16 protein-coding genes and 1 other annotated feature are annotated in these 21,203 nt (G+C 39.2%); of the genes, 9 read left to right on the top strand and 7 right to left on the bottom strand.

Features of this window, described 5'->3' with window-relative positions; genetic code table 11:
* The first annotated feature begins 165 nt into the window (after positions 1-165).
* Both FH508_RS18180 and ccpA read left to right on the top strand, forming a co-directional pair.
* Positions 166-1,251, top strand: a complete 1,086-nt coding sequence (locus FH508_RS18180) for a bifunctional 3-deoxy-7-phosphoheptulonate synthase/chorismate mutase (protein ID WP_139859827.1) — start codon at positions 166-168, stop codon at positions 1,249-1,251.
* Positions 1,252-1,426: 175 nt separating this feature from the next.
* Positions 1,427-2,437 (top strand): catabolite control protein A, encoded by a 1,011-nt coding sequence (gene ccpA, locus FH508_RS18175; protein ID WP_139859829.1) that lies wholly within the window; start codon positions 1,427-1,429, stop codon positions 2,435-2,437.
* 236 nt (positions 2,438-2,673) lie between these two features.
* Here ccpA and FH508_RS18170 read toward each other — a convergent pair whose 3' ends face one another.
* Genes FH508_RS18170 through FH508_RS18160 form a run of 3 tightly spaced genes read right to left on the bottom strand, consistent with a single transcriptional unit; the run spans position 2,674 to position 5,138 of the window.
* The gene (locus tag FH508_RS18170; protein ID WP_173477568.1) at positions 2,674-3,834 is read right to left on the bottom strand and encodes an acetoin utilization protein AcuC; all 1,161 of its coding nucleotides are present in this window, start codon (positions 3,832-3,834) and stop codon (positions 2,674-2,676) included.
* Entirely contained in the window at positions 3,831-4,481 is a 651-nt protein-coding gene (locus FH508_RS18165; protein ID WP_173477567.1) for an acetoin utilization AcuB family protein, read from the bottom strand. Before FH508_RS18165 ends, FH508_RS18170 begins: the two co-directional genes overlap by 4 nt.
* 24 nt (positions 4,482-4,505) lie before the next feature.
* Positions 4,506-5,138: a GNAT family N-acetyltransferase gene (locus FH508_RS18160; RefSeq protein ID WP_173477566.1), complete on the bottom strand. Its 633-nt coding sequence runs from the start codon at positions 5,136-5,138 to the stop codon at positions 4,506-4,508.
* 518 nt (positions 5,139-5,656) lie between these two features.
* Between FH508_RS18160 and acsA the strand changes: the two genes are divergently transcribed.
* The 5 genes from acsA (at position 5,657) to FH508_RS18135 (ending at position 11,916) form a co-directional block, all read left to right on the top strand.
* Entirely contained in the window at positions 5,657-7,384 is a 1,728-nt protein-coding gene (gene acsA / locus FH508_RS18155) for an acetate--CoA ligase (protein WP_370635663.1), read from the top strand.
* 235 nt (positions 7,385-7,619) lie between these two features.
* A complete protein-coding gene (gene argC, locus FH508_RS18150) occupies positions 7,620-8,654 on the top strand; it encodes an N-acetyl-gamma-glutamyl-phosphate reductase (RefSeq protein ID WP_173477565.1) in 1,035 nt (344 codons plus the stop codon).
* Between the two features lie 97 nt (positions 8,655-8,751).
* A complete protein-coding gene (gene argJ / locus FH508_RS18145; protein WP_173477564.1) occupies positions 8,752-9,984 on the top strand; it encodes a bifunctional glutamate N-acetyltransferase/amino-acid acetyltransferase ArgJ in 1,233 nt (410 codons plus the stop codon).
* Entirely contained in the window at positions 9,947-10,711 is a 765-nt protein-coding gene (gene argB / locus FH508_RS18140) for an acetylglutamate kinase (RefSeq protein ID WP_139860465.1), read from the top strand. Before argJ ends, argB begins: the two co-directional genes overlap by 38 nt.
* A 74-nt stretch (positions 10,712-10,785) precedes the next feature.
* Positions 10,786-11,916 (top strand): acetylornithine transaminase, encoded by a 1,131-nt coding sequence (locus tag FH508_RS18135; protein WP_139860467.1) that lies wholly within the window; start codon positions 10,786-10,788, stop codon positions 11,914-11,916.
* Between the two features lie 74 nt (positions 11,917-11,990).
* Here the strand turns inward: FH508_RS18135 and FH508_RS18130 are convergent, their stop codons facing one another.
* A complete protein-coding gene (locus FH508_RS18130) occupies positions 11,991-12,872 on the bottom strand; it encodes an NAD-dependent epimerase/dehydratase family protein (protein WP_139860469.1) in 882 nt (293 codons plus the stop codon).
* 89 nt (positions 12,873-12,961) lie between these two features.
* Complete coding sequence (locus tag FH508_RS18125) at positions 12,962-16,039, bottom strand: transglycosylase domain-containing protein (protein ID WP_173477563.1); 3,078 nt, start codon at positions 16,037-16,039, stop codon at positions 12,962-12,964.
* A 102-nt stretch (positions 16,040-16,141) separates the two neighbouring features.
* Positions 16,142-16,344, top strand: a binding site (T-box leader).
* A 72-nt stretch (positions 16,345-16,416) separates the two neighbouring features.
* On the opposite strand from FH508_RS18125, the gene tyrS reads away from it, so the two are divergent.
* Positions 16,417-17,685, top strand: coding sequence for a tyrosine--tRNA ligase (tyrS, locus tag FH508_RS18120; RefSeq protein ID WP_173477562.1), 1,269 nt, complete (start codon positions 16,417-16,419; stop codon positions 17,683-17,685).
* A 75-nt stretch (positions 17,686-17,760) separates the two neighbouring features.
* Here the strand turns inward: tyrS and FH508_RS18115 are convergent, their stop codons facing one another.
* Both FH508_RS18115 and FH508_RS18110 read right to left on the bottom strand, forming a co-directional pair.
* On the bottom strand, positions 17,761-18,570 hold the full coding sequence (locus tag FH508_RS18115; RefSeq protein ID WP_173477561.1) for a cobalamin-binding protein: 810 nt from the start codon (positions 18,568-18,570) through the stop codon (positions 17,761-17,763).
* A 122-nt stretch (positions 18,571-18,692) separates the two neighbouring features.
* On the bottom strand, positions 18,693-19,895 hold the full coding sequence (locus FH508_RS18110) for an iron-containing alcohol dehydrogenase (RefSeq protein WP_173477560.1): 1,203 nt from the start codon (positions 19,893-19,895) through the stop codon (positions 18,693-18,695).
* 841 nt (positions 19,896-20,736) lie between these two features.
* Between FH508_RS18110 and FH508_RS18105 the strand changes: the two genes are divergently transcribed.
* Positions 20,737-21,030, top strand: a complete 294-nt coding sequence (locus tag FH508_RS18105) for a KGG domain-containing protein (protein WP_370635739.1) — start codon at positions 20,737-20,739, stop codon at positions 21,028-21,030.
* The last annotated feature ends 173 nt before the right edge of the window (positions 21,031-21,203 follow it).

Genomic DNA, 21,203 nt, shown 5'->3' with positions numbered 1-21,203 from the left:
GCTTCCTTCCTTGAAATAACTCAAAATAATTTAGCGAGTTGAAGCGCTAAATTAAAAATGCGTGACATTCTGAACAACATTGATTATAATGATGCTAATATCTAAAAATGTAACATACATTTCAGAGTTCTGAAAGTGTCTGTCATAGGGAGAGGAGCAAGAAGCATGAGCCAAAAAGATTTAGAAAGCTTACGTAGTCAGATTGACGGATTAAACTTAGAAATTCTTCGTCTAATTAACGAACGTGCAGCTGTAGTAGATGAAATCGGTAAGATTAAAGAAAAACAAGGTGTTAATCGCTATGATCCATTGCGTGAACGACACATGCTTGATCTAATTAAGGAACACAATCACGGTCCGTTAAACCAAATGACGGTTGATTATATTTTTAAACAAATCTTTAAAACAGCTTTAAAACAATTAGAAGCTGATAAAAAGAAAGAATTACTTGTGTCACGCAAGAAAAAATCAGAAGATACTGTCATTAATGTTAATGGTGAGCTAATTGGGCAAGGAAAACCATCTTTCGTATTTGGTCCTTGTGCGGTTGAATCATACGAACAAGTAGCAGCAGTTGCAGCATCTATTAAAGCTAAAGGTGAAAAGCTAATCCGTGGCGGTGCTTACAAACCTCGTACTTCTCCATATGACTTCCAAGGTCTTGGTTTAGAAGGGCTGAAAATTTTAAAGCGTGTTTCTGATGAATTTGGTTTAGGTGTTATTACGGAAATTGTAACACCAGGTCATTTAGAAGAAGCGCTAGATTATATTGATGTTATCCAAATCGGTGCTCGTAATATGCAAAACTTCGAGTTATTAAAAGCAGCGGGTGCCACAAATAAACCTGTATTATTAAAACGTGGTTTAGCAGCAACAATTGACGAGTTCATTCATGCAGCAGAATACATTATGTCTAAAGGGAATGAAAACATCATCCTATGTGAGCGTGGTATTCGTACGTACGAAAAAGCGACGCGTAACACATTAGACATTTCAGCAGTACCAATTTTAAAACAAGAAACACATTTACCAGTATTCGTCGATGTAACACACTCAACTGGTCGACGCGACTTATTATTACCATGTGCGAAGGCAGCAATTGCAATCGGCGCAGATGGTGTAATGGCTGAGGTGCATCCAGATCCATCTGTAGCACTTTCAGATTCACAACAACAAATGGATATACCAACATTCGATGCATTCTACGAAACGCTACAAAAATTCATGAAGAATCACGAAATTCACGCATAATGTTTTCACACCGCTTGCGCAATAAGCAGGCGGTGTTTACTATATCGTGACAAAAAAATGTCTATAACAGTACTATTTGTACTTGATATTTGATTTCATATACGTACACTTCTTGAAAATGATGCGAAAATTATCGTATGATAAGGCTATAAAAGGAAAAAGGGAGGCACGTACGATGACTGTTACAATTTATGATGTTGCACGAGAAGCGAATGTTTCGATGGCAACCGTTTCTCGTGTAGTCAATGGTAATCAAAATGTAAAACCAGCAACACGAAAAAAAGTATTAGAAGTAATTGAACGATTAGAATATCGTCCGAACGCAGTAGCGCGAGGGTTAGCAAGTAAGAAAACTACAACAGTTGGCGTGATTATCCCAGATATTGCAAATAATGTTTATGCAGAGCTGGCACGTGGTGTAGAGGATATCGCTACAATGTATCGCTACAATATTATTCTTGCCAACTCAGATCAACATGAAGATAAAGAGCTACAGTTGCTAGATACAATGCTAGGTAAACAAGTGGACGGAATTGTAATGATGAGTGATGAAGTAACAGAGAAGATGCAACAAACGATGGATCATTCACCAGTACCGATTGTTCTGGCGGGTTCTGTAGACGAATCACAAACAATTGCCACTGTTAATATTGATTATTTCCAGGCAGCTTATGAAGCGATTTCGTTACTGATTCAAAACGGTCATACACGAATTGGCTTTGTAACAGGACCTCTTACTTATACGATTAATGGTAAATTCAAGCTTGAAGCTTATAAAAAAGCACTGCAAGATGCAGGGTTAAGTTTAGATGAATCACTAATTGCTGCAGAGGAATCGAGCTATGATATGGGCTTAGAAGCTTGGGAAACATTATCTGCTCTTGAAAACCCTCCAACTGCCTACTTTGCAGGAAGTGATGAACTTGCTATCGGTTTAATTCATGGTGCACAAGATGCTGGAAAAAATGTGCCAGAGGATATCGAAGTCATCAGTTTTGAAAATTCTAAGTTAGCTCGCATGGTTCGCCCTCAGCTTACAAGTGTAGCATTACCGCTATATGATATTGGAGCTGTAGCGATGCGATTATTGACTAAGCTTATGAATAAAGAGCCTATTGAGGACGAAAAGGTAGCGGTTATCTTACCGCACCGTATTGAACATCGTCAATCTGTGAAAAGCAAATAAGAAAAAACACGTAAATCTAATGTTAAGATTTGCGTGTTTTTTTATGGGAAAATGTGTGCTTGAAAACGTTGTTGTCCGCTACGGCGGACGCTTTCCGCGGCCACACCGTAAGCCGCAACCCTCGCTGTCGCGTCTTACTCCTTGTGCTGTTCCTGTAGGTGTCTACGTGGATTAACTATACTAGTAATGCTATGAAAATTCAGAATTGTTTGCGTGCCTGGCACCGCTAAGCCCCGCTAGCTACGCTTTTCTGTGCGAATAATATGTAACGCTTTTTCTAACATTTGAGCGTTCTTTTCTTCAATTTCAGTTTTTCGAGGAATCGGCTCATAGAGAGGATTAGGGTCCTCCCATGTTGGGATAAAGGGAACAGGCGCTTCTGGCTGCCAACGGTCTAACCATGCTTGAGGTAAGGCTCCTGTTGGGATTTCTTGATCTGTCATTTCTAGCCATAACAGCGACCATGCCCTTGGCACGACACGCCAAATATCGTAACCACCACCACCAACTGCAATCCATTTTCCATCGCAATATTCGTGTGCCAATTTATGAGCGAGCTTTGGAATTTCTCTATAAATATTCATAGTACCGTATAAATGTGTTAAAGGATCAAAATAATGCGCATCGGCACCATTTTGAGTTAAAACAACATCTGGTTTAAAAAACTCGAAAACTTCACGCATAGCTTTTTCATATATTTCTAAGAAACTATCATCCTCGGTAAATGCATCAATTGGAAAGTTAAAAGATGTGCCATAACCTTGACCATTGCCGCGTTCAGTTATATTTCCTGTTCCAGGGAATAAGTAGCGCCCTGTTTCATGAATAGATAATGTACAAACATTTGGGTCTTCGTAGAAACTCCATTGTACACCATCACCATGATGTGCATCCGTATCAACATAGAGTACGCGCGCATTGTACTTTTCCTGTATATATCGAATGGCAACTGTACTATCGTTATATATACAAAAACCGGAAGCACGACCGCGGAAACCATGATGTAGACCTCCACCAAGATTTAGCGCGTGCTGAGCCTTTCCTTGCATTACCCAATCGACAGCGGTTAATGTTCCTCCGACAAGTTGGGCACTAGCTTCGTGCATATTTTTAAAGATTGGTGTATCCTCAGTGCCTATACCATAGCTTGCACATTGTGCCTCACTCAGTTTACCATGGCCGGCATCTTTAACGATTTCAATGTATTTCGGATCATGCGCAAGTAAAAGTTCTTCTTCTGTGGCAATGCGTGCAGGAACGATATCGACATCATCGAGCGCTCCTATATTTTTTAATAAATCCATCGTTAGCGTTAAGCGTTTGTGATTGAAAGGATGCGTATCTGAAAATTTATATCCGAGTTGCTCTGGCGAATAAACAAAGACGGCCTTTTTCATTTTAAAGAAACACCTGGTAAATTAGGCCATAACACGTCGAATCCTTCTTGGCGAAGTTCCTCTATGATAGCAAGTGGATTTAAAGTTTTAACTCGGACGCTTAAAATTTTATTTTGTGTATTTTCAGAATCAGGATATACTAAAACGCTTTGGACATTGGCATGATGGAGATTGAAAATTTTCGTTATTTCAAACAAAACTCCAGGAGTATCGCTAACTCGAATTTCAATTTTGGAGCCAGGTTCAGTGGCACCAGTCAGTTCTATATATGTGTAGAGTAAATCAGTTGTTGTCACAATTCCTACTAGTTTTCCTCCAGAAACGATAGGTAAACAACCTACCTTTGCTTCATAAAAAGTGAGCGCTACTTCTTCTACAAAATCAAGCGGATGACCGACAAGAGGGTTTTTAATCATGATTTCTTCTACCTTTGCGCTAAAGACTGGAGAATTAGGTTCATCTTTCAATGAGGAAGGTAATGCCTCTTTAATATCGCGCTCTGTAATTACACCTAGAACATGCCGATCATTATCGATGACAGGTAAATGACGAACTTTTTTTTCGCGCATCAATCTCAGTGCTTCTAGAACAGTGTTGGTCGGAGCCAATGTGTAAGGCTCCTCATTCATAATTTCTTCAACAATCATATACTCATCCCCTTTGTGTTGGTTTTAATACATGAAGCGATTTCTAAAACGAAGCCTGTCGAACCTTTCCATTGTTTCAGGGGGCACTCGTTTACCCTCCCGTGCCATAAGGCAATTAGCAGGATGTGATGTAATTTCAGGATCATCTGTAGCAAAATACTCGAAGCCAACGGAACTCATCATTCGCTCCATCATTTTGCGGTAATCCCATACATTTAATCCCGTACCTTTTAAATCCCAATGCCAATAATATTCAGTTGTTATAACAAGGTAGTCCTCCATTTCATCTCCCATAAAGGACACCGCTAGCAATGCTTTACCAGCACCTGTTCCACGATAGTCAGGAATGACCTCAATCGCACCTAATTCAATCATATTATCGATTTTGTCCTCTGCCCACCGTTCAAGCGGATCAGGATATAAATAGGTGACGTAGCCTACAATAATGTCGTTATTTCGAATAATAATAATACGCCCTTCAGGAAGCCCAGCAATTTCTAAGATGGCTTGCTGTTGTTGCTTTGGGGGTCTAAAGGCAACTAATCCCTCGTGGAATGTATATGTAGCTAATTTTTCTGGAGGAACAGGCCCTTCCACATAAACAGTACCATGCTTTGTCTCCTTTGTAACAGAAAAAAAAGTCTTTTTGTGTTCCATAATTACACCACCTGAGTTTAATAATTCCATTATAGCTGATTTAAAGCGGAAAAACGCTTAAAATTACGAAATATAACTACATTTTCGGAAAAATAAAAATATTGAGACATTCAGGTGGAATTCGTGTAAAATAGATTTATATTGCAACTGTTATTTAACAGATGAACGTTGTTTTAATAGGCATTGTTCAAATATTGATTGCATAAACTGTTCTATAACAATTGCTACATAACGTATTTGTCTTTGGAGAAAGTGGCGAATTTTAATATCATTCAGTAGCTGTTTTTTATGGCGAAATTGTTTCAATTGCCATTATTTCACTTAATTTTCTAAATGGGGATGGATGCTCCTTTTTTTATCCTTTATAGGGGGCTTCAAGAGAAGATTGCATACAAGCAAAGTGAACCGAAGTGGCAGGCAGCTACGATTACGTCCAAGCGTAATTACGGGGGTATCGTGAGTACGAAATGAAATTTGCTTACGAATGTACTAAAGCCAAAAAAGGAAGGGGTAAATTTATGGGGATGAAAACGATGGAGAAATTAACAGCGATACCAGGGCAGTATAACTTGCCAAATTATGAGGTGGCAGCAGCAACACATGATTGGGCAGAAACAGAAAAAGCATTTAGTTGGCATGAAACAGGTTTAGTAAATATGGCATATGAGGCTATTGACCGTCATACAGAAACATCTCGGAAAAATAAAGTAGCCCTATATTACAACGATGGGAAGCGTAAGGAAGCCTACTCCTTTAATGAAATGAAAAGGCTGACGAACAAGGCGGCAAATGTATTTAAAACAGCAACAAACCTAGAAAAAGGCGATCGTTTATTTATTTTCATGCCGCGTTCACCAGAGCTTTACTTTTCATTATTAGGTGCTTTAAAAATGGGCGTTATTGTGGGACCATTGTTTGAAGCATTTATGGAAGGCGCAGTTTATGATCGTCTTTCAGATAGCGATGCGAAGGTGTTAGTAACAACACCTGAATTACTAGAGCGAGTTCCATTAGATAAACTGCCAAACTTGCAACATGTATTTTTAGTAGGATCTGAGATAGAAGAAACGCCACAAATATTAGATTTTAATAAGCGCTTGAAAGAGGCTTCTGCTAAGTTTGACATCGAGTGGATGGACCGCGAGGACGGTATGATATTACATTATACTTCAGGCTCGACAGGTGCCCCAAAAGGTGTTTTACATGTTCATAATGCGATGATTCAGCAGTATCAATCAACACAGTGGGTACTTGATTTAGGAGAAAATGATGTATATTGGTGTACGGCTGATCCAGGTTGGGTAACGGGAACATCCTATGGAATATTTGGTCCTTGGTTAAACGGTGTGACAATGCTTATCGTTGGTGGACGCTTCTCGCCACAAGCATGGTATCAAGCGATTGAGGATTACAGTGTAACAGTATGGTATAGTGCGCCAACTGCATTTCGTATGCTAATGGGTGCTGGGAGTGGAATGCTAGAAAATTATGATCTATCATCATTGCGTCATGTATTATCTGTTGGGGAGCCACTTAACCCTGAAGTTATCCGTTGGGGAAGTGAAGAGCTAGGACATCGCATTCACGATACTTGGTGGATGACAGAAACGGGTGCACATATGATTTGTAACTATCCGAGCATGGATATTAAGCCTGGATCAATGGGCAAGCCACTACCAGGTGTTCATGCGACAATTGTAGATGATGCGGGTAATGAAGTTCCACCATTTACCATGGGTAACTTAGCGGTGCGTCGTGGTTGGCCAGCTATGATGCGTCAAATTTGGGGTAATCCAGAGCGTTATGAATCGTATTTCTTAAAAGGTGAGTGGTATGTGTCTGGTGACTCAGCTTATATGGATGATGAAGGTTATTTCTGGTTCCAAGGCCGAGTGGATGATGTTATTATGACAGCAGGTGAACGTGTTGGACCGTTTGAGGTTGAAAGTAAGCTACTAGAACATCCTGACGTTTTAGAAGCTGGAGTTATCGGGAAGCCGGACCCTGTACGTGGGGAAATTATTAAAGCATTTGTATCTTTACGAGAAGGCGTGGAGCCGTCGGATGCTTTAATTGAGGATATTCGTGAGTTTGTGAAAAGGGGCTTATCTGCTCATGCGGCACCGAGAGAAATAGAGTTTAAAGAAAAACTGCCGAAAACACGAAGCGGTAAAATTATGCGACGCGTATTAAAAGCATGGGAGTTAGATTTGCCAACTGGTGATCTTTCCACGATGGAAGATTAATTGGTATTCAATATGTAAATTTATTTTTATTCAATATATGCATCTGAAGAGGGTAGAGATTCATTCGATTAACGAAAGAGTCCCTACCTTCTTTTTCTTAATTTACAGTAGTATCTATCAATTCGAAACATCTATAACAGAAGATTGAGAAAATAATATAAATAAATAAAAATTCAGTTGACTTAATAATTATGCAGACGTATACTATTTTTAACTTATTTTAGAGGTGAGTGAAATGAAAGTAGGAATTGTGGGAGCAACAGGATATGGAGGATTGGAGCTTATCCGCTTTTTACATAATCACCCAGCGGTAGAGCATATAGAGTTATTTACATCTTCTGAAGAAGGTGTCGTTTTTTCTACAAAGTTTGGACATTTAGTTACGATAACAGATGCGCCATTGCAAAAAATAGATTATGAGTCATTAGCGAAATTGGATGTAGTATTTGCAAGTACGCCTTCTGGTGTGACAAGTGAACTGTTACCACCTTTAGTCGGAAAAGGTCCGAGGTTAATTGATTTATCGGGAGATTTCCGCTTAAAAAATCCAGTAAGTTACGAACAGTGGTACGGAAAAAAAGCTGCGCCATTAGAAATTATTCAGCAAAGTGTATATGGCTTAACTGAATGGAATGCTCATAATGTGAAAAATGCAGCACTTATTGCGAACCCAGGATGCTATCCAACAGCGGTTCTACTTTCGTTATTACCTTTGTTAAAAGAGAGACTAATAGATTCTAATTACCTCGTGATTGATGCAAAAAGTGGAATATCAGGAGCTGGAAATAAACCATCGCAAACAACCCATTTTAGTGAAGTGAATGAAAGCTTCTCGATTTATAAAACAAACACACATCAACATATTCCAGAAATCGAGCAAGCTATTTCATTGTTTACTGGTGTAGAGACAGCCATTACTTTTAATACACATTTAGTGCCGATTACACGTGGAATTTTATCTACTGCCTATGCTCCTTTAATGCCAGGTATTACAGAGCAGCAATTAGTCGCTTGCTTACAAGCAACATATGAAAAACATCCATTTGTAAGGGTTGTAACCGATGTAAATAGCCTCGCTACAAACCGTGTAAAAGGCTCTAACTATTGTGATATTTTCGTCAAAGTCGATACCCGCACTAACCGTGCAACAATTGTCGCTGTTATTGACAATCTAGTTAAAGGGGCAGCAGGGCAAGCGATACAAAATATGAATGTGCAATTGGACTTACCTCAAACAACAGGCCTAGACGTCGTGCCATTTTTTATTTAAGTGCCATTTAAGTGCCAGTCACCCAAACAATTTTGAATTTTGCCAATTGTTTTAGTGCCAGTCACCTTTATTATACAAACTGAGGAGGAAAACGTTTATGACATTAACAGCATCAACGAACGTTATGAAAAAATTATCAAGTAAAAACATCGTTTCACCGAAAGGCTTTAAAGCAGCAGGTATTCATTGCGGACTAAAGCATAAGAAAAAGGATTTAGCTATTTTAGTTAGTGACGTACCTGCAAGTGTAGCTGGGGTATTTACAACAAATGCCGTTCAAGCAGCGCCATTAAAAGTAACGAAAGATGTTGTCTATACAACAAAAAAAATACAAGCAATGATTGTAAACTCTGGTAATGCTAATGCATGTACTGGGAAGCAAGGTGTAAAAGATGCGCAAACCATGCAAGCTTTAGCAGCTGAAAAGTTAGGGATAGCTGCAAATTTAGTTGGTGTTTGCTCAACAGGTGTAATCGGAGAAATTATGAATATGGAGCCAGTTGCTAGTGGGATATCACAATTAGAGCCGAAGGATAGCTTGGAGAGTGCAATCGATTTTGCGCAGGCCATATTAACGACTGATACGGTGATGAAAAATACGAGCTATAGCACAGTAGTTGATGGCAAAGAAATAATTATTGCAGGTGTAGCAAAAGGTTCAGGAATGATTGAACCGAATATGGCGACAATGCTAGGTTTTATTACGACAGATGCCAATATAGAATCGGATGTATTACAAGCAGCATTATCAGAAATTACAAACTTAACGTTTAATGCCATTACGGTAGATGGTGATACTTCGACAAACGATACGGTTGTCGTAATGGCAAATGGTGTAGCTGGCAATGATTCTTTAACATTTGCGCACCCTGATTGGCATAACTTCTACTATACATTAAAAACTGTGGCAGAGGATTTAGCGAAAATGATTGCGAAAGATGGTGAAGGTGCTACAAAACTGATTGAGGTTGAAGTAGAAGGTGCCATTTCAGATGAGGAAGCGCGTAAAATTGCTAAAACGGTTGTTGGTTCGCCACTTGTAAAAACAGCTGTATTTGGATGCGATGCCAACTGGGGACGCATCATTGCAGCAGTTGGTTATAGTGGTGCAACAGTTGACCCTAATAAAATTACAATTCAAATTGGTGGTGCAACAATGGTCGAAAACGGTGAACCAGTTGCATTTTCTGAAGATGAGTTAATTCAAATTTTAAAAATGCATGAAGTGAAAATCTTTGTGTCACTTGGTATAGGTGAAGGCAAGGGGCATGCTTGGGGATGTGACTTAACCTATGACTACGTTCAAATCAATGCATCATACCGCTCGTAAGCGCATGGTTATTAAGCTGGGTGGCAGCACGCTTGAAGGCTTAAATGAAGCATTTTTTGAGAATTTTAAAAAACTACAAGCAAGTGGTATAGAACTTATTATTACGCATGGTGGAGGTCCTGCCATTAATCGCGAGCTTGCAGCACGACATATTGAATCCCATGCTTTAAATGGTATTCGTGTAACGAGCGCAGCAGCTATGGACGTTGTTCAGACTACATTAATAGGAAATGTTAATCCTTCGCTTGTACATGAGTTAACAACAGCAGGCATTGCAGCAGTCGGGCTAAATGGCTTTGATGGCCAATTACTAGTCGCTGACTTTTTAGACAAGGACGTTTACGGCTTTGTAGGGGCGGTGCAATCGGTCAATACGCCGTTGTTAGAAGCATTAATTACAGCTGGAATAGTCCCAGTAATCGCGTGTGTTGGTGCAGATTACAATGGTCAAGCGCTGAATATTAACGGAGATACGGTAGCAAGCGAAGTGGCACTTGCTATTGGAGCAGAAAGCTTACTGCTCGTTACGGATGTCTCAGGAATTCGTATTCAAGATGAATATCAAGCAGAAGTTACGCCACTGTTAATAGCTCAATGGATTGAGGAAGGCCATATTTATGGTGGCATGATTCCAAAAGTACAAGGGGCGATCGAGTGCCTAAATGCAGGCGTTCCATCCGTGCAAATTGTTGGCGACACATTAGTCGGTACAACGATTTTGCCGTAATGTAGTTATGCAATAAGTGGACGCCGTGCTCTGAAGGTGGTGTCCATTAAAAATGAAGTTCAGGAGCTGATAAGATGAGCGCTTTATTTGGAAACTATGGCAAACGTCGTGCACAGATTGTTAAAGGGCAAGGAACTGTTGTGCAAGATAGTGATGGCAAAAAGTATTTGGACTTCACAAGTGGTATTGCCGTTGTTAGTCTTGGGCATGCTCACCCTGCTATCGTAAAGGCTATACAGGAACAGAGCGAAACACTTTGGCATATGTCAAATTTATTTGATATACCTGGGCAAGAGAAGGTAGCTCAAAAATTAGTTACAGATACACATTTTACGTATGCGTTTTTCTGTAATAGCGGTGCGGAAGCGAATGAAGCGGCAATTAAGCTGGCTCGTAAGCATACAGGAAAACATCATATTATTACATTTGAAAAATCATTTCATGGCCGTACATTTGGGGCTATGTCAGCAACTGGTCAAGGCAAGGTACATAATGGGTTTGGACCACTTGTTGATAAATTTACAATACTGCCATTCAATGACGTCAAGGCCCTTGAAGCAACGATAGACGATTCAGTTGCAGCCATTATGCTGGAAATGATTCAAGGTGAGGGCGGTGTGAATAGCGTATCGCCTGAATTTGCTGCAGCAATTGCAAAAATTTGTGAGGATAAAGGCATTTTATTGATTGTTGATGAGGTGCAAACAGGAATCGCTAGAACAGGAACCCGATATGCATTTGAACAAACGGTTTTGAAGCCGAATATCATAACGTTAGCAAAAGGCTTAGGGGGAGGTTTCCCAGTAGGCGCAATGTTAGGGACAGCTGAATTGTATGAAACGTTTAGCCCAGGGACACATGGTACAACGTTTGGAGGCAATCCTTTAGCAATGCGTGTTGCTGAAACGGTCCTTGAAAACGTTTTTGAGTCAAGCTTTTTAGAAAATGTACAAGAATTATCAGCCTATTTTGTCAAGCAACTACAAGCCAATTTACCGCCAAGCTATACAGTACAAGGTCAAGGTTTATTACTTGGGATTGGCTGTGGCGATACAGAGGTAGCACCTTTTATTTCAGCAGCGGAGGACAAAGGTTTACTTCTTGTAGGAGCAGGACCAAATGTTATTCGACTTTTACCACCGCTTACTGTGTCTAAAACAGAGATTGATGAAGCAGTAGCCATTTTAAAAACCATTTTACTATAATAGATATAGGCTGTAAAAAAAGGCACGAGCCACATTCAATTTTAATGTGCTCGTGCCTTTGTATGTGTAAGTCACTATTGCAGTTGTTTTACCAACTTATTTACAAGGCTAGGAAGCCATTCGTTTAGTTGGCTAAATGTGAACCCTGCTGCTTCTGCCTTTGTATTCGACATATACCAATGATTTGGAATTCCATAAGGTGATTGAGAATTTTCATCGCCGCCAACAAGTGAAACTTTTGCAAGTTTTCCAGTTTCCTTCTCAATTAATTCGAGTAATGCTTTCAATGAAATAGTGCCTGATGTTGTGGCATTGTAAGGACCTTCAATCGGTGAAACACCAGCAAAATATAGAAATGCTGCTGCTTCATCATCTGAAATAAAACTCATTTTTGCATCAACATTCGGCAAAGAGATAGGTTGTGCCTTTAAAATGTGTTCTACATGGAAATGTAAGCGGCGTGTATAGTCGTGCTCTCCAAGAACAATTGGGAAACGCACAGCGACAACAGGGAATGTCGCTTCTTTAAAAAGGACTGCCTCTGCTTGACGTTTACCTTCGCCGTATGAGAAATCATTAATATCGCCCATACGAATCTCGTATTTATATGGGTTAAAATCAGCCTCGGTTTTCATCTTTCCATCTGCTTCATAAGTAGCTAATGTAGAGGTGAAGACAAGCTTTTTCGTCTTGTTTTGTAGTAGCTGAGCCATTTCATGTGCTTCGTTCGGTGAATAGCAAATATTATCGTAGACGATATCCCATGTCGTATTAGCTAATGCTTTTGTTAATGCTTGAACATCGTTGCGATCAACAGTTATCTGTTGAACTTGTTCTCCAAATGGATTACCACTTTGGCCGCGAGTTAAAATTGTTACGTCATGTTTATTTTGAAGGCAAAGCTCCACTAATTTTTTACCGAAAAAGCGCGTGCCACCTAAAACTAAAATTTTCATTTTACCTACCCCTTTGCATAGTTGTCCTCTTAATAATGACAAAAAAATAGGCTTACTACAATTGAAATTTCATTGTAGTAAGCCTTTTATTATTCGGTTGGTGGATCTGTTGGAGGTGTCGTACCTCCATTATTTCCGCCGCTCGAACCATTGCCGCCATTAGACCCGTTTCCGTTATTTTCGGAACCACTGCCATTATTAGACCCGTTTCCATTGTTGCCAGACCCGCTGCCATTGTTTGACCCGTTTCCGTTATTACCAGAGCCATTGCCACCATTACCATTACCATTGCCAGAGCCATTACCGCCATTTGACCCGTTTCCATTATTGCCAGAGCCAGAGCCATTGCCGTTATTCCCATTTGCAGGTGGTATAGGTACAGTAGGTGTTGTTGGTTTTTCTTCATCGTCCTCTTCATCTGGTTTTGTTTCATTGCCACCTGTTGAAACAACATTTGATTGTGGTGAAGTTAAACCTGTAATATCAACAGCAACAACTACATATGCTTGCCCACTAGCAACTGTCATACTTTGCGTAGCTTCTAGCACCGAAGAAACAAGGGTGTTACCACCATTGGTAACATTATAAATTCGATAGCCTACTACGTCGTTAGACGAGCCACTCCAAGATAGTGTGTTGCCATTAATGGAAGCATTTACAGCTGCAGGCGCACTTCCATCTGCTGGGAAATCGACCGCTGATACTGCTGAATTTGATAAAGATGAATTTTTAGGTAGTAGACTTGCTGGGTTACCTCCCAGTCTACCTAACATTCGTTTTATAAAGGCTTGGTTTATACCAGCACCACTAGCTTTTACAAATTCTGCTGGTGTATTTGGATGTGCATTATACGTTTTACCTTGAATTGTTACGACACTCGATGAAGCTAAGCTATCATCAGGTTGTGACGGTAAAAATACTTTCGCATTAAATAAGTCTGAACGTACAAGTCCTGCACTTGCACAAGCCGCAGAAGGTGCAAGGCCAGAAATACCACAGAATGAAGCAGTCACTACATTTTTTGGTGCCTTAAAGTTTGTTGAGGCATCAATTTGTTGTGGGTCTACATCATAGACTGAGTTCATTAATGTACCCCATAGTTTGTTAATGCGGGCACTTGGTTGCAAGTACGTATTATTAAAAGCATCAAGTGAGCGTTGTTTATCGTAGCCCATCCAGACACCAAGGGAAATATTTGGATTATAACCAACTAACCAAACGTCATTCGTGTTTTGCGAAGTACCTGTTTTCGCTGCAAAATCAGAATTGAATTTTAGTGTATTTTTTGCAACCGTTCCTGTGCCTTTTGATAGTACATCTCGCAACATATCTGTCACGATATAAGATGTTTCAGGACTAAATACTTGTACAGGTTCTGCTTCATGTTGATAAATAAGATTACCATCTTGGTCTTCTATTTTTTCAATCATATAGGCATCAACAAACTGACCACCATTCGCAAAAGTAGCATAAGCATTTGTATTTTCTTCAACAGTTGTACCTATTTCTAAAGCCCCAATACCTGTTGAAAGGTTTGTATAATCTTCAGGTTGTAAATCCGAGAAGCCCATTTTTGCTAAAAACTCAGCGGGACGTCTATTTAAAATGTCATAATATAGGCGTAGGGTTGATATATTTAGAGAGTCAGCTAACGCTTCACGCGCAGGAATAAGACCGCGTTCATCGTTCGCCGAAAAGTTCTTAGGACTCCAATCGCCAATAGCGAACTTAACGTCAACTAAGGGACTCCCTGCACCAATCACGCCGTATTCAATCGCAGGTGCATAAACAAGTAAAGGTTTCATTGTTGAACCATTTGAACGGGTAGAGCGAGTTGCGTGGTTTACTTGACTCGTTTTAAAATCACGACCACCTAGGAAACTTAAAATTCGTCCTGTGCTATTTTCGATTAAAATACTACCCACCTGTACAGGCATTTGCACATCTATTTCCTCACCTGTTACAGGATCTTTGCCTTTACCTGTATACGTTTGTCCGTAATATTTAAAGTTATCTGCCGCTTTTTGCATGGCATCGTACATATCCTTATTAATAGTGGAATAAATACGATAGCCTTTTGAACGAATATCGCGGTCAGCTAAGATTGAATATTTTTCTTCTAATTTACTTTCTGTTTTTAAGCGTTCTGGATCGATGCCATCTTCTTGCGCTAACTTTTCAGCAATAATTTGCTTCGCGCGGTCTTCCAGTTCAAACGTTAACCAAGGATAACGATCTTCTGGACGTGCTTCTGGCGAACGGAAGTCTTTTGTAATGTCGTAAGCGAGGGCTTCTTTGTATTGTTTCTCATTGATGTAGCCTGCTTCTCTCATACGATAGAGTACCGTTTTCATTCGATCGATGCCTAGTTTTAAAGCTTCTTCACTTTTTAGCACACCTGTATTCGTAAATGGTGTGTAAGTATAAGGTGCTTGTGGAATACCAGCTATGTAAGCGGCTTGAGGAAGTGTTAAATCCTTTGCCTTCACATTAAATATACCTTCAGCTGCAGTTTCAATACCTGCGATATTGCGTCCAGTTGCATTTCGACCGTAAGGAATAATATTTAAATAGGCCTCTAAAATTTCTTCCTTTGTCATAAAGTGTTCTAAACGCATTGCTAGTAATAGTTCTTTTGCTTTACGCTCATAGGAAACTTCATTTGTTAACACTTGGTTTTTAATAAGTTGTTGTGTTAATGTAGAGCCACCTGTTTGCGTAGCAGAGTTCGTTACGTCCTGTAGTAGCCCTCGAATTACGGCTTTAGGAACGATCCCATTATGCTCGCGGAAATATTCATCCTCTGTTGCAAGCACTGCATTAATTAAGTCAGGTGCAACAGCGCTAAGAGATGTTTCACGACGTTCTAAATCCGTACGCAATTTCCCAATATAAATATTGTTGGCAAAATAAATTTCACTTGTTTCCTCATAGTTGAAAATAAGGTCTCGTAATTCATCTTTAGAGCGTAAAGGCTCTTCTTTTACAAGTGAGGCAAAATAGCCGGCGCCAACAGAACCAACAAATACTGTGCCTACCAATGCAAAGACTAAAAATAGTAAAAATAAGTTCCAGACTACACTGCCTGAAATACGTAATGTCTTCATCCATTTTTGTTCGAGTAATTCATCGATCTTTGCATTGATTTTCTCAATCCAATCTTTCAAGGTATCGACCTCCTAAAATCTTGTTTATTATAGCATATAATGAATTGCCTCGAACATAGTTATTGACATTGAAAGAGAATCGTATAGAATAATGCTTATAGTTTTCTAGTGATGAAGAGTTTGCAGTAGTGTCTATATTCCCTGTTTAGAGAGCCAGCGGTTGGTGAAAGCTGGTCATAATGTAGAGACGAATTACGTACTTGGAGCTTAGACGTGCGCGCCTGCGATAAAGGCGGTTGAATGAGAGGAAGATGGATGACATCTTCAAGCCGGGTGGTACCGCGTTAGTTATTAACGTCCCTGCATGCAAAATTTTTGCGTGTAGGGACTTTTTTGTTTCTACACGCTAAAGAAAAACAATTTAGGAGGAAGAAACAATGACAAACGAATTATTACAAGATTTAGAATGGCGTGGTTTGCTGTACCAACAAACTGACGCTGAAGGCATGGAAAAACTTTTAGCTGAACAGTCTGTTTCACTATACTGTGGTGTAGATCCAACTGCTGACTCTATGCACATCGGTCATATCGTGCCGTTATTAACGCTTCGTCGCTTCCAAAAAGCAGGCCACCGTCCAATTTTACTTGTAGGTGGTGCCACAGGAATGATTGGGGACCCATCTGGTCGCTCTGAAGAACGTCAACTTCAAACAGTGGAGCAAATTGACAAAAACGTGCAAGCTATTCGAGGCCAATTAGAGCGCATTTTTGAATTTGCAGAGGATGGAAATGGAGCGCAACTTGTTAACAACCGTGACTGGATTGGAAATATTAGTACAATTGAATTTTTACGTGATTACGGGAAATTAATTAATGTTAATTACATGTTAGCAAAGGATACGATTGCTTCACGTCTTGATACAGGTATTTCATTTACAGAATTTGCTTACACATTAATTCAAGGTATTGATTACAATCATTTATACAACAACTACAACTGTCGCATTCAAGTGGGCGGCTCAGACCAATGGGGCAATATAACAACTGGGTTAGAAGTAATTCGTAAAACACATGAAGAAGAAACAAAAGCATTTGGTATTACAATTCCATTAGTAACAAAAGCAGATGGGACGAAATTTGGTAAAACTGCTGGTGGTGCAGTATGGTTAGATAGTAAGAAAACATCTCCATACGAGTTCTACCAATTTTGGATTAATGCTGCTGATGCGGACGTTGTAAAATATTTAAAAATCTTTACATTCTTATCACAAGAAGAAATTAACGCATTAGCTGCATCTGTAGAAGAAGAGCCACATTTACGTAAGGCGCAAAAAGCTTTAGCAGAGGAAATGACACGCTTAATCCATGGTCAGGAAGCTTTAGATCAGGCTATTCGCATTACTGCTGCACTTTTCTCTGGCGATTTAAAAGCTTTGTCGGCTGAGGAAATGAAGGATGCGTTTAAAGATGTTCCTTCTATTGAAATGGCGAAAGAAGAGAAAAATATCGTGGATTTACTTGTGGAAGCAGGAATTTCATCATCTAAACGTCAAGCTCGTGAAGATGTAACAAATGGTGCAATTAGCGTGAATGGTGAAAAAATCACGGATTTAGAATATATTGTAGATGAAAAAGATCGCTTAGAAGATGCATTTAGCATTGTGCGTCGCGGTAAGAAAAAATACCATATGGTGAAATTTGGATAGATTGGGTGCCTGACACTCACACAATTCTCACACAATTCAACATCCCCTCGTTACTTCGAGGGGATGTTTTTGTTTTTAGAATTCTAAAAAGGATGGCAGTGCTATTTGCTGATAGCTTTGAGGGTGTAGAAGCTGCGCGAGTTTTAGGGCGCCCTCCACAAGTCGAGGGGAAGGGCGACAGTACAACCATTCTTCCATTACATGAACATGTTGTTTTTGAACAGCCTGAAGTTCGTTGGCCTGTGGACGTTTCAATAAATGAGCTGGTTTAATGCGCTCATAGGCAACACCAACCCATGCCATTAAAATATAATCTGGATTACGACTTATAATTTCTTCCCAGTCTGTTTGGACATTTGCTAACTCAATATCGTGGAAAAGATTTTGGCCACCTGCAAGAACGCTAATTTCAGTTAACCAATTGACCTTTCCAGGCGTAAAAATAGGATTTGGCCACCATTCCCAATAGAGTGTCGGTTTTTCTTGAATTGTTTGGGCAATCGTTTGAAGCTGTGCGATAAAGTGTAAATATTCCTCAGAAATCTTTTTGGCATGCTCCTCTACTCCACAAGCAATACCCAGTGTTATAAGGTCCTGCGCAATTTCATTTAACGAGTTGGCATTAAAGACGATGTGGGGAATGTTTCTCTCCTGTAATGCCTCTATGTTTTTTTCCATACCAGGTACACTTAACGATGCAAGGACTAAGTCTGGCTTTAATGTCTCTAGTGCATCCATATCAATGGATAAGTCTGGTCCAAGCTTTGGCAATTCATGCACAGCCAATGGCCAATCTGAAAAATCATCAACACCTACAAGTTGATCGGTTAACCCTAAATAGGCAACAAGCTCTGTATTGCTAGGGCAAATTGAAATTAAACGCATATGTGTCCCCCCATATCTTTTTAAGAAAAGTATAGCTTTCACTAGACGCACATACAATAAGCGATTGCTTTTTGCTCAAAAAAAGACGTGCCTCATTGAGACACGCCATTGTTAAGATAATTTTAAGAAAGTGCAACAGCTTCAAGAGATGCTGTTTTTACTACAGGTCCCATTGCTGCTGTAATGATTTGTTTAATGTCCTCTAATGTAGCTTTACGAGGATTTGTTGCAGCACAAACGTCTTGCATAGCATTTTTTGCTAAAATTTCGATATCCTCATCCTTCGCGCCTAATTCACGGAAGCCACTAGGAATATTCAAGTCTTTAGACAGTTTTTCTATGGCAGTAATTGCTTTTTCTGCAGCGTCACGTTTACTGATGCCTTCAATATTTTCTCCTAACAATTCAGCGATACGAGCAAAACGCTCAGTGCGCGCAGTTAAGTTGAAGCGGCAAACGTGTGGCAGTAAAATCGCATTACATACGCCATGTGGTAAGTTATAGAAGCCACCTAGTTGGTGAGCGATAGCGTGTACATAACCAAGTGAAGCATTATTAAACGCCATACCAGCTAAAAATTGTGCATAGACCATTTGCTCACGTGCTTCTAAATCAGCACCATTTGCGTATGCACGTGGTAAAAACTCAGGTACTAGCTGAAGTACTTTTTCTCCGCATGCATCAGTAATAGGAGTTGCGTCTGTCGATACAAATGATTCGATGGCATGTGTTAATGCATCTAAACCAGTGGCAGCTGTTAGAGCTGGAGGTAAACCAATCATTAACTCTGGATCATTAATCGAAACTAGCGGTGTAACGTGCTTGTCAACGATTGCCATTTTAACTTTACGTTCAGTATCTGTGATGATTGTAAAACGTGTCATTTCACTCGCCGTACCCGCTGTTGTATTAATAGCGATTAATGGTACCAGTGGGTTTTCTGATTTGTCCACGCCTTCATAGTCATGAATGCGTCCACCATTCGAAGCAATAAGTCCGATACCTTTTGCTGCATCATGTGCACTACCGCCTCCAAGAGATACGATTGAATCACAGTTTTCTGCATGATAGACAGCGATTCCATCTTCAACGTTTTGATCTGTTGGATTTGGTTCTGCTTTAGGGAAAATTGCAACATCAATTCCAGCTGCTGTTATGATGTTAGCAATTTGCTCTGAGAGACCTAGTTTGTGTAAGCCCTCATCTGTTACGATTAATGTCTTCTTCACTTCTAAATCATTTAAGCGTTTACCAACTTCTTGAATTGCTCCAGGTCCAAATAAGTTTGTTTTTGGCATTACAAATTGCTTTAGAACGTCTGACATATTTCCAACCCCTTTAAAAAAATTATTATTGCTTGAATGATGGTGAACCACCTTTCGAAATCCATATTATTCTATTTTTTTTGAAAGTTCAAGACGAATTTTTATTAAAATTTTTAATTTTATTGCTGTTATTATTTCACAAAAAAGTAACTGATAACATGATATTGTGGAAGTTTATTAGGAGTAGGATGGTTGATTTGAATACGTTTTAATAAATATTATCGTATAAAAGTAAAATATATTTTTTGGAAATTAGTTCTATTTACGAGTAGGATTGAATAGTAAATAAATGATATACGGTTGTTAATATAATGATAGTGTTTATGTTGTTTGGAAAGTGAAAAATTGCTATTTTAATGTACAGAAAAATTTACAATTAATTAAATTATATTTTTTGTGAATTTGTCTGACAATTCCCCCTAATAAATAGAAGAAGGGAAGTTGAAGGCTTTGAATGCAAAGTTCACTCCCAAGACTAATGTGCTTTATTTTTGATTGGAAGGCTATTGGGCATAAAAATGAAAAATTAGTCGGACGGATGTATGCAAAAAAAGGGTCATTACAAAATATATAAAAAGGGAATATAAAAACTGTTTATAGAACGTGATGCTCTATCGAAACATTACCTTTTTACATTTAAATACTTTTGAATTCGATAAAGAAAACTAGCAGCTATTTTTATAAGTTTAAAGAAAATAATAGACTTTTTTAAAAATAATGTTTAGCCATGTAGAGACTGGGAATATAAATAGTGAGCTAGTCAATAGCTTAAAAAAATTATTTAGGAGGAATTATAATGGCTAACAAGCAGAACAATCGCAACAGAAACAACAATGAAAACATGACTGTAGAAGAAGCGGGTCGTAAAGGCGGAGAAGCTACCTCCAAAAATCATGATCATGATTTTTATGAAGAAATTGGACGTAAAGGTGGCGAAGCTACGTCTAAAAATCATGGCCAAGAATTTTATCAAGAAATTGGACGTAAGGGCGGAGAAGCTACCGCTGAAAACCACGACGACGATTTTTATGAAGAAATAGGTCGTAAAGGTGGAGAAGCAAGCAGCAACCAGCGTAGTAACATCTCCAATGGAAACCAAAATCAACGTAACAAAAATAATAATAACAACAACTAATTAAATATTATGTAAAGCCTTAAACAAGCAAAGAGGCGTTTGTAGTTTTTAACTACAGACGCCTTTTTTGATGGAAAAAATCTCATTTCCTCTAAATAAACAGGATAAATCTGTTGTATTTCTCCTAATTTTAGTATATATTTAATCCGCTTCTAATAAATTTTCATTAGCTT

Origin of the sequence: Lysinibacillus sp. CD3-6, from assembly GCF_006351725.2 — a bacterium.
GTDB lineage: Bacteria > Bacillota > Bacilli > Bacillales_A > Planococcaceae > Lysinibacillus.
This window is presented reverse-complemented; position numbering and strand designations above follow the sequence as displayed.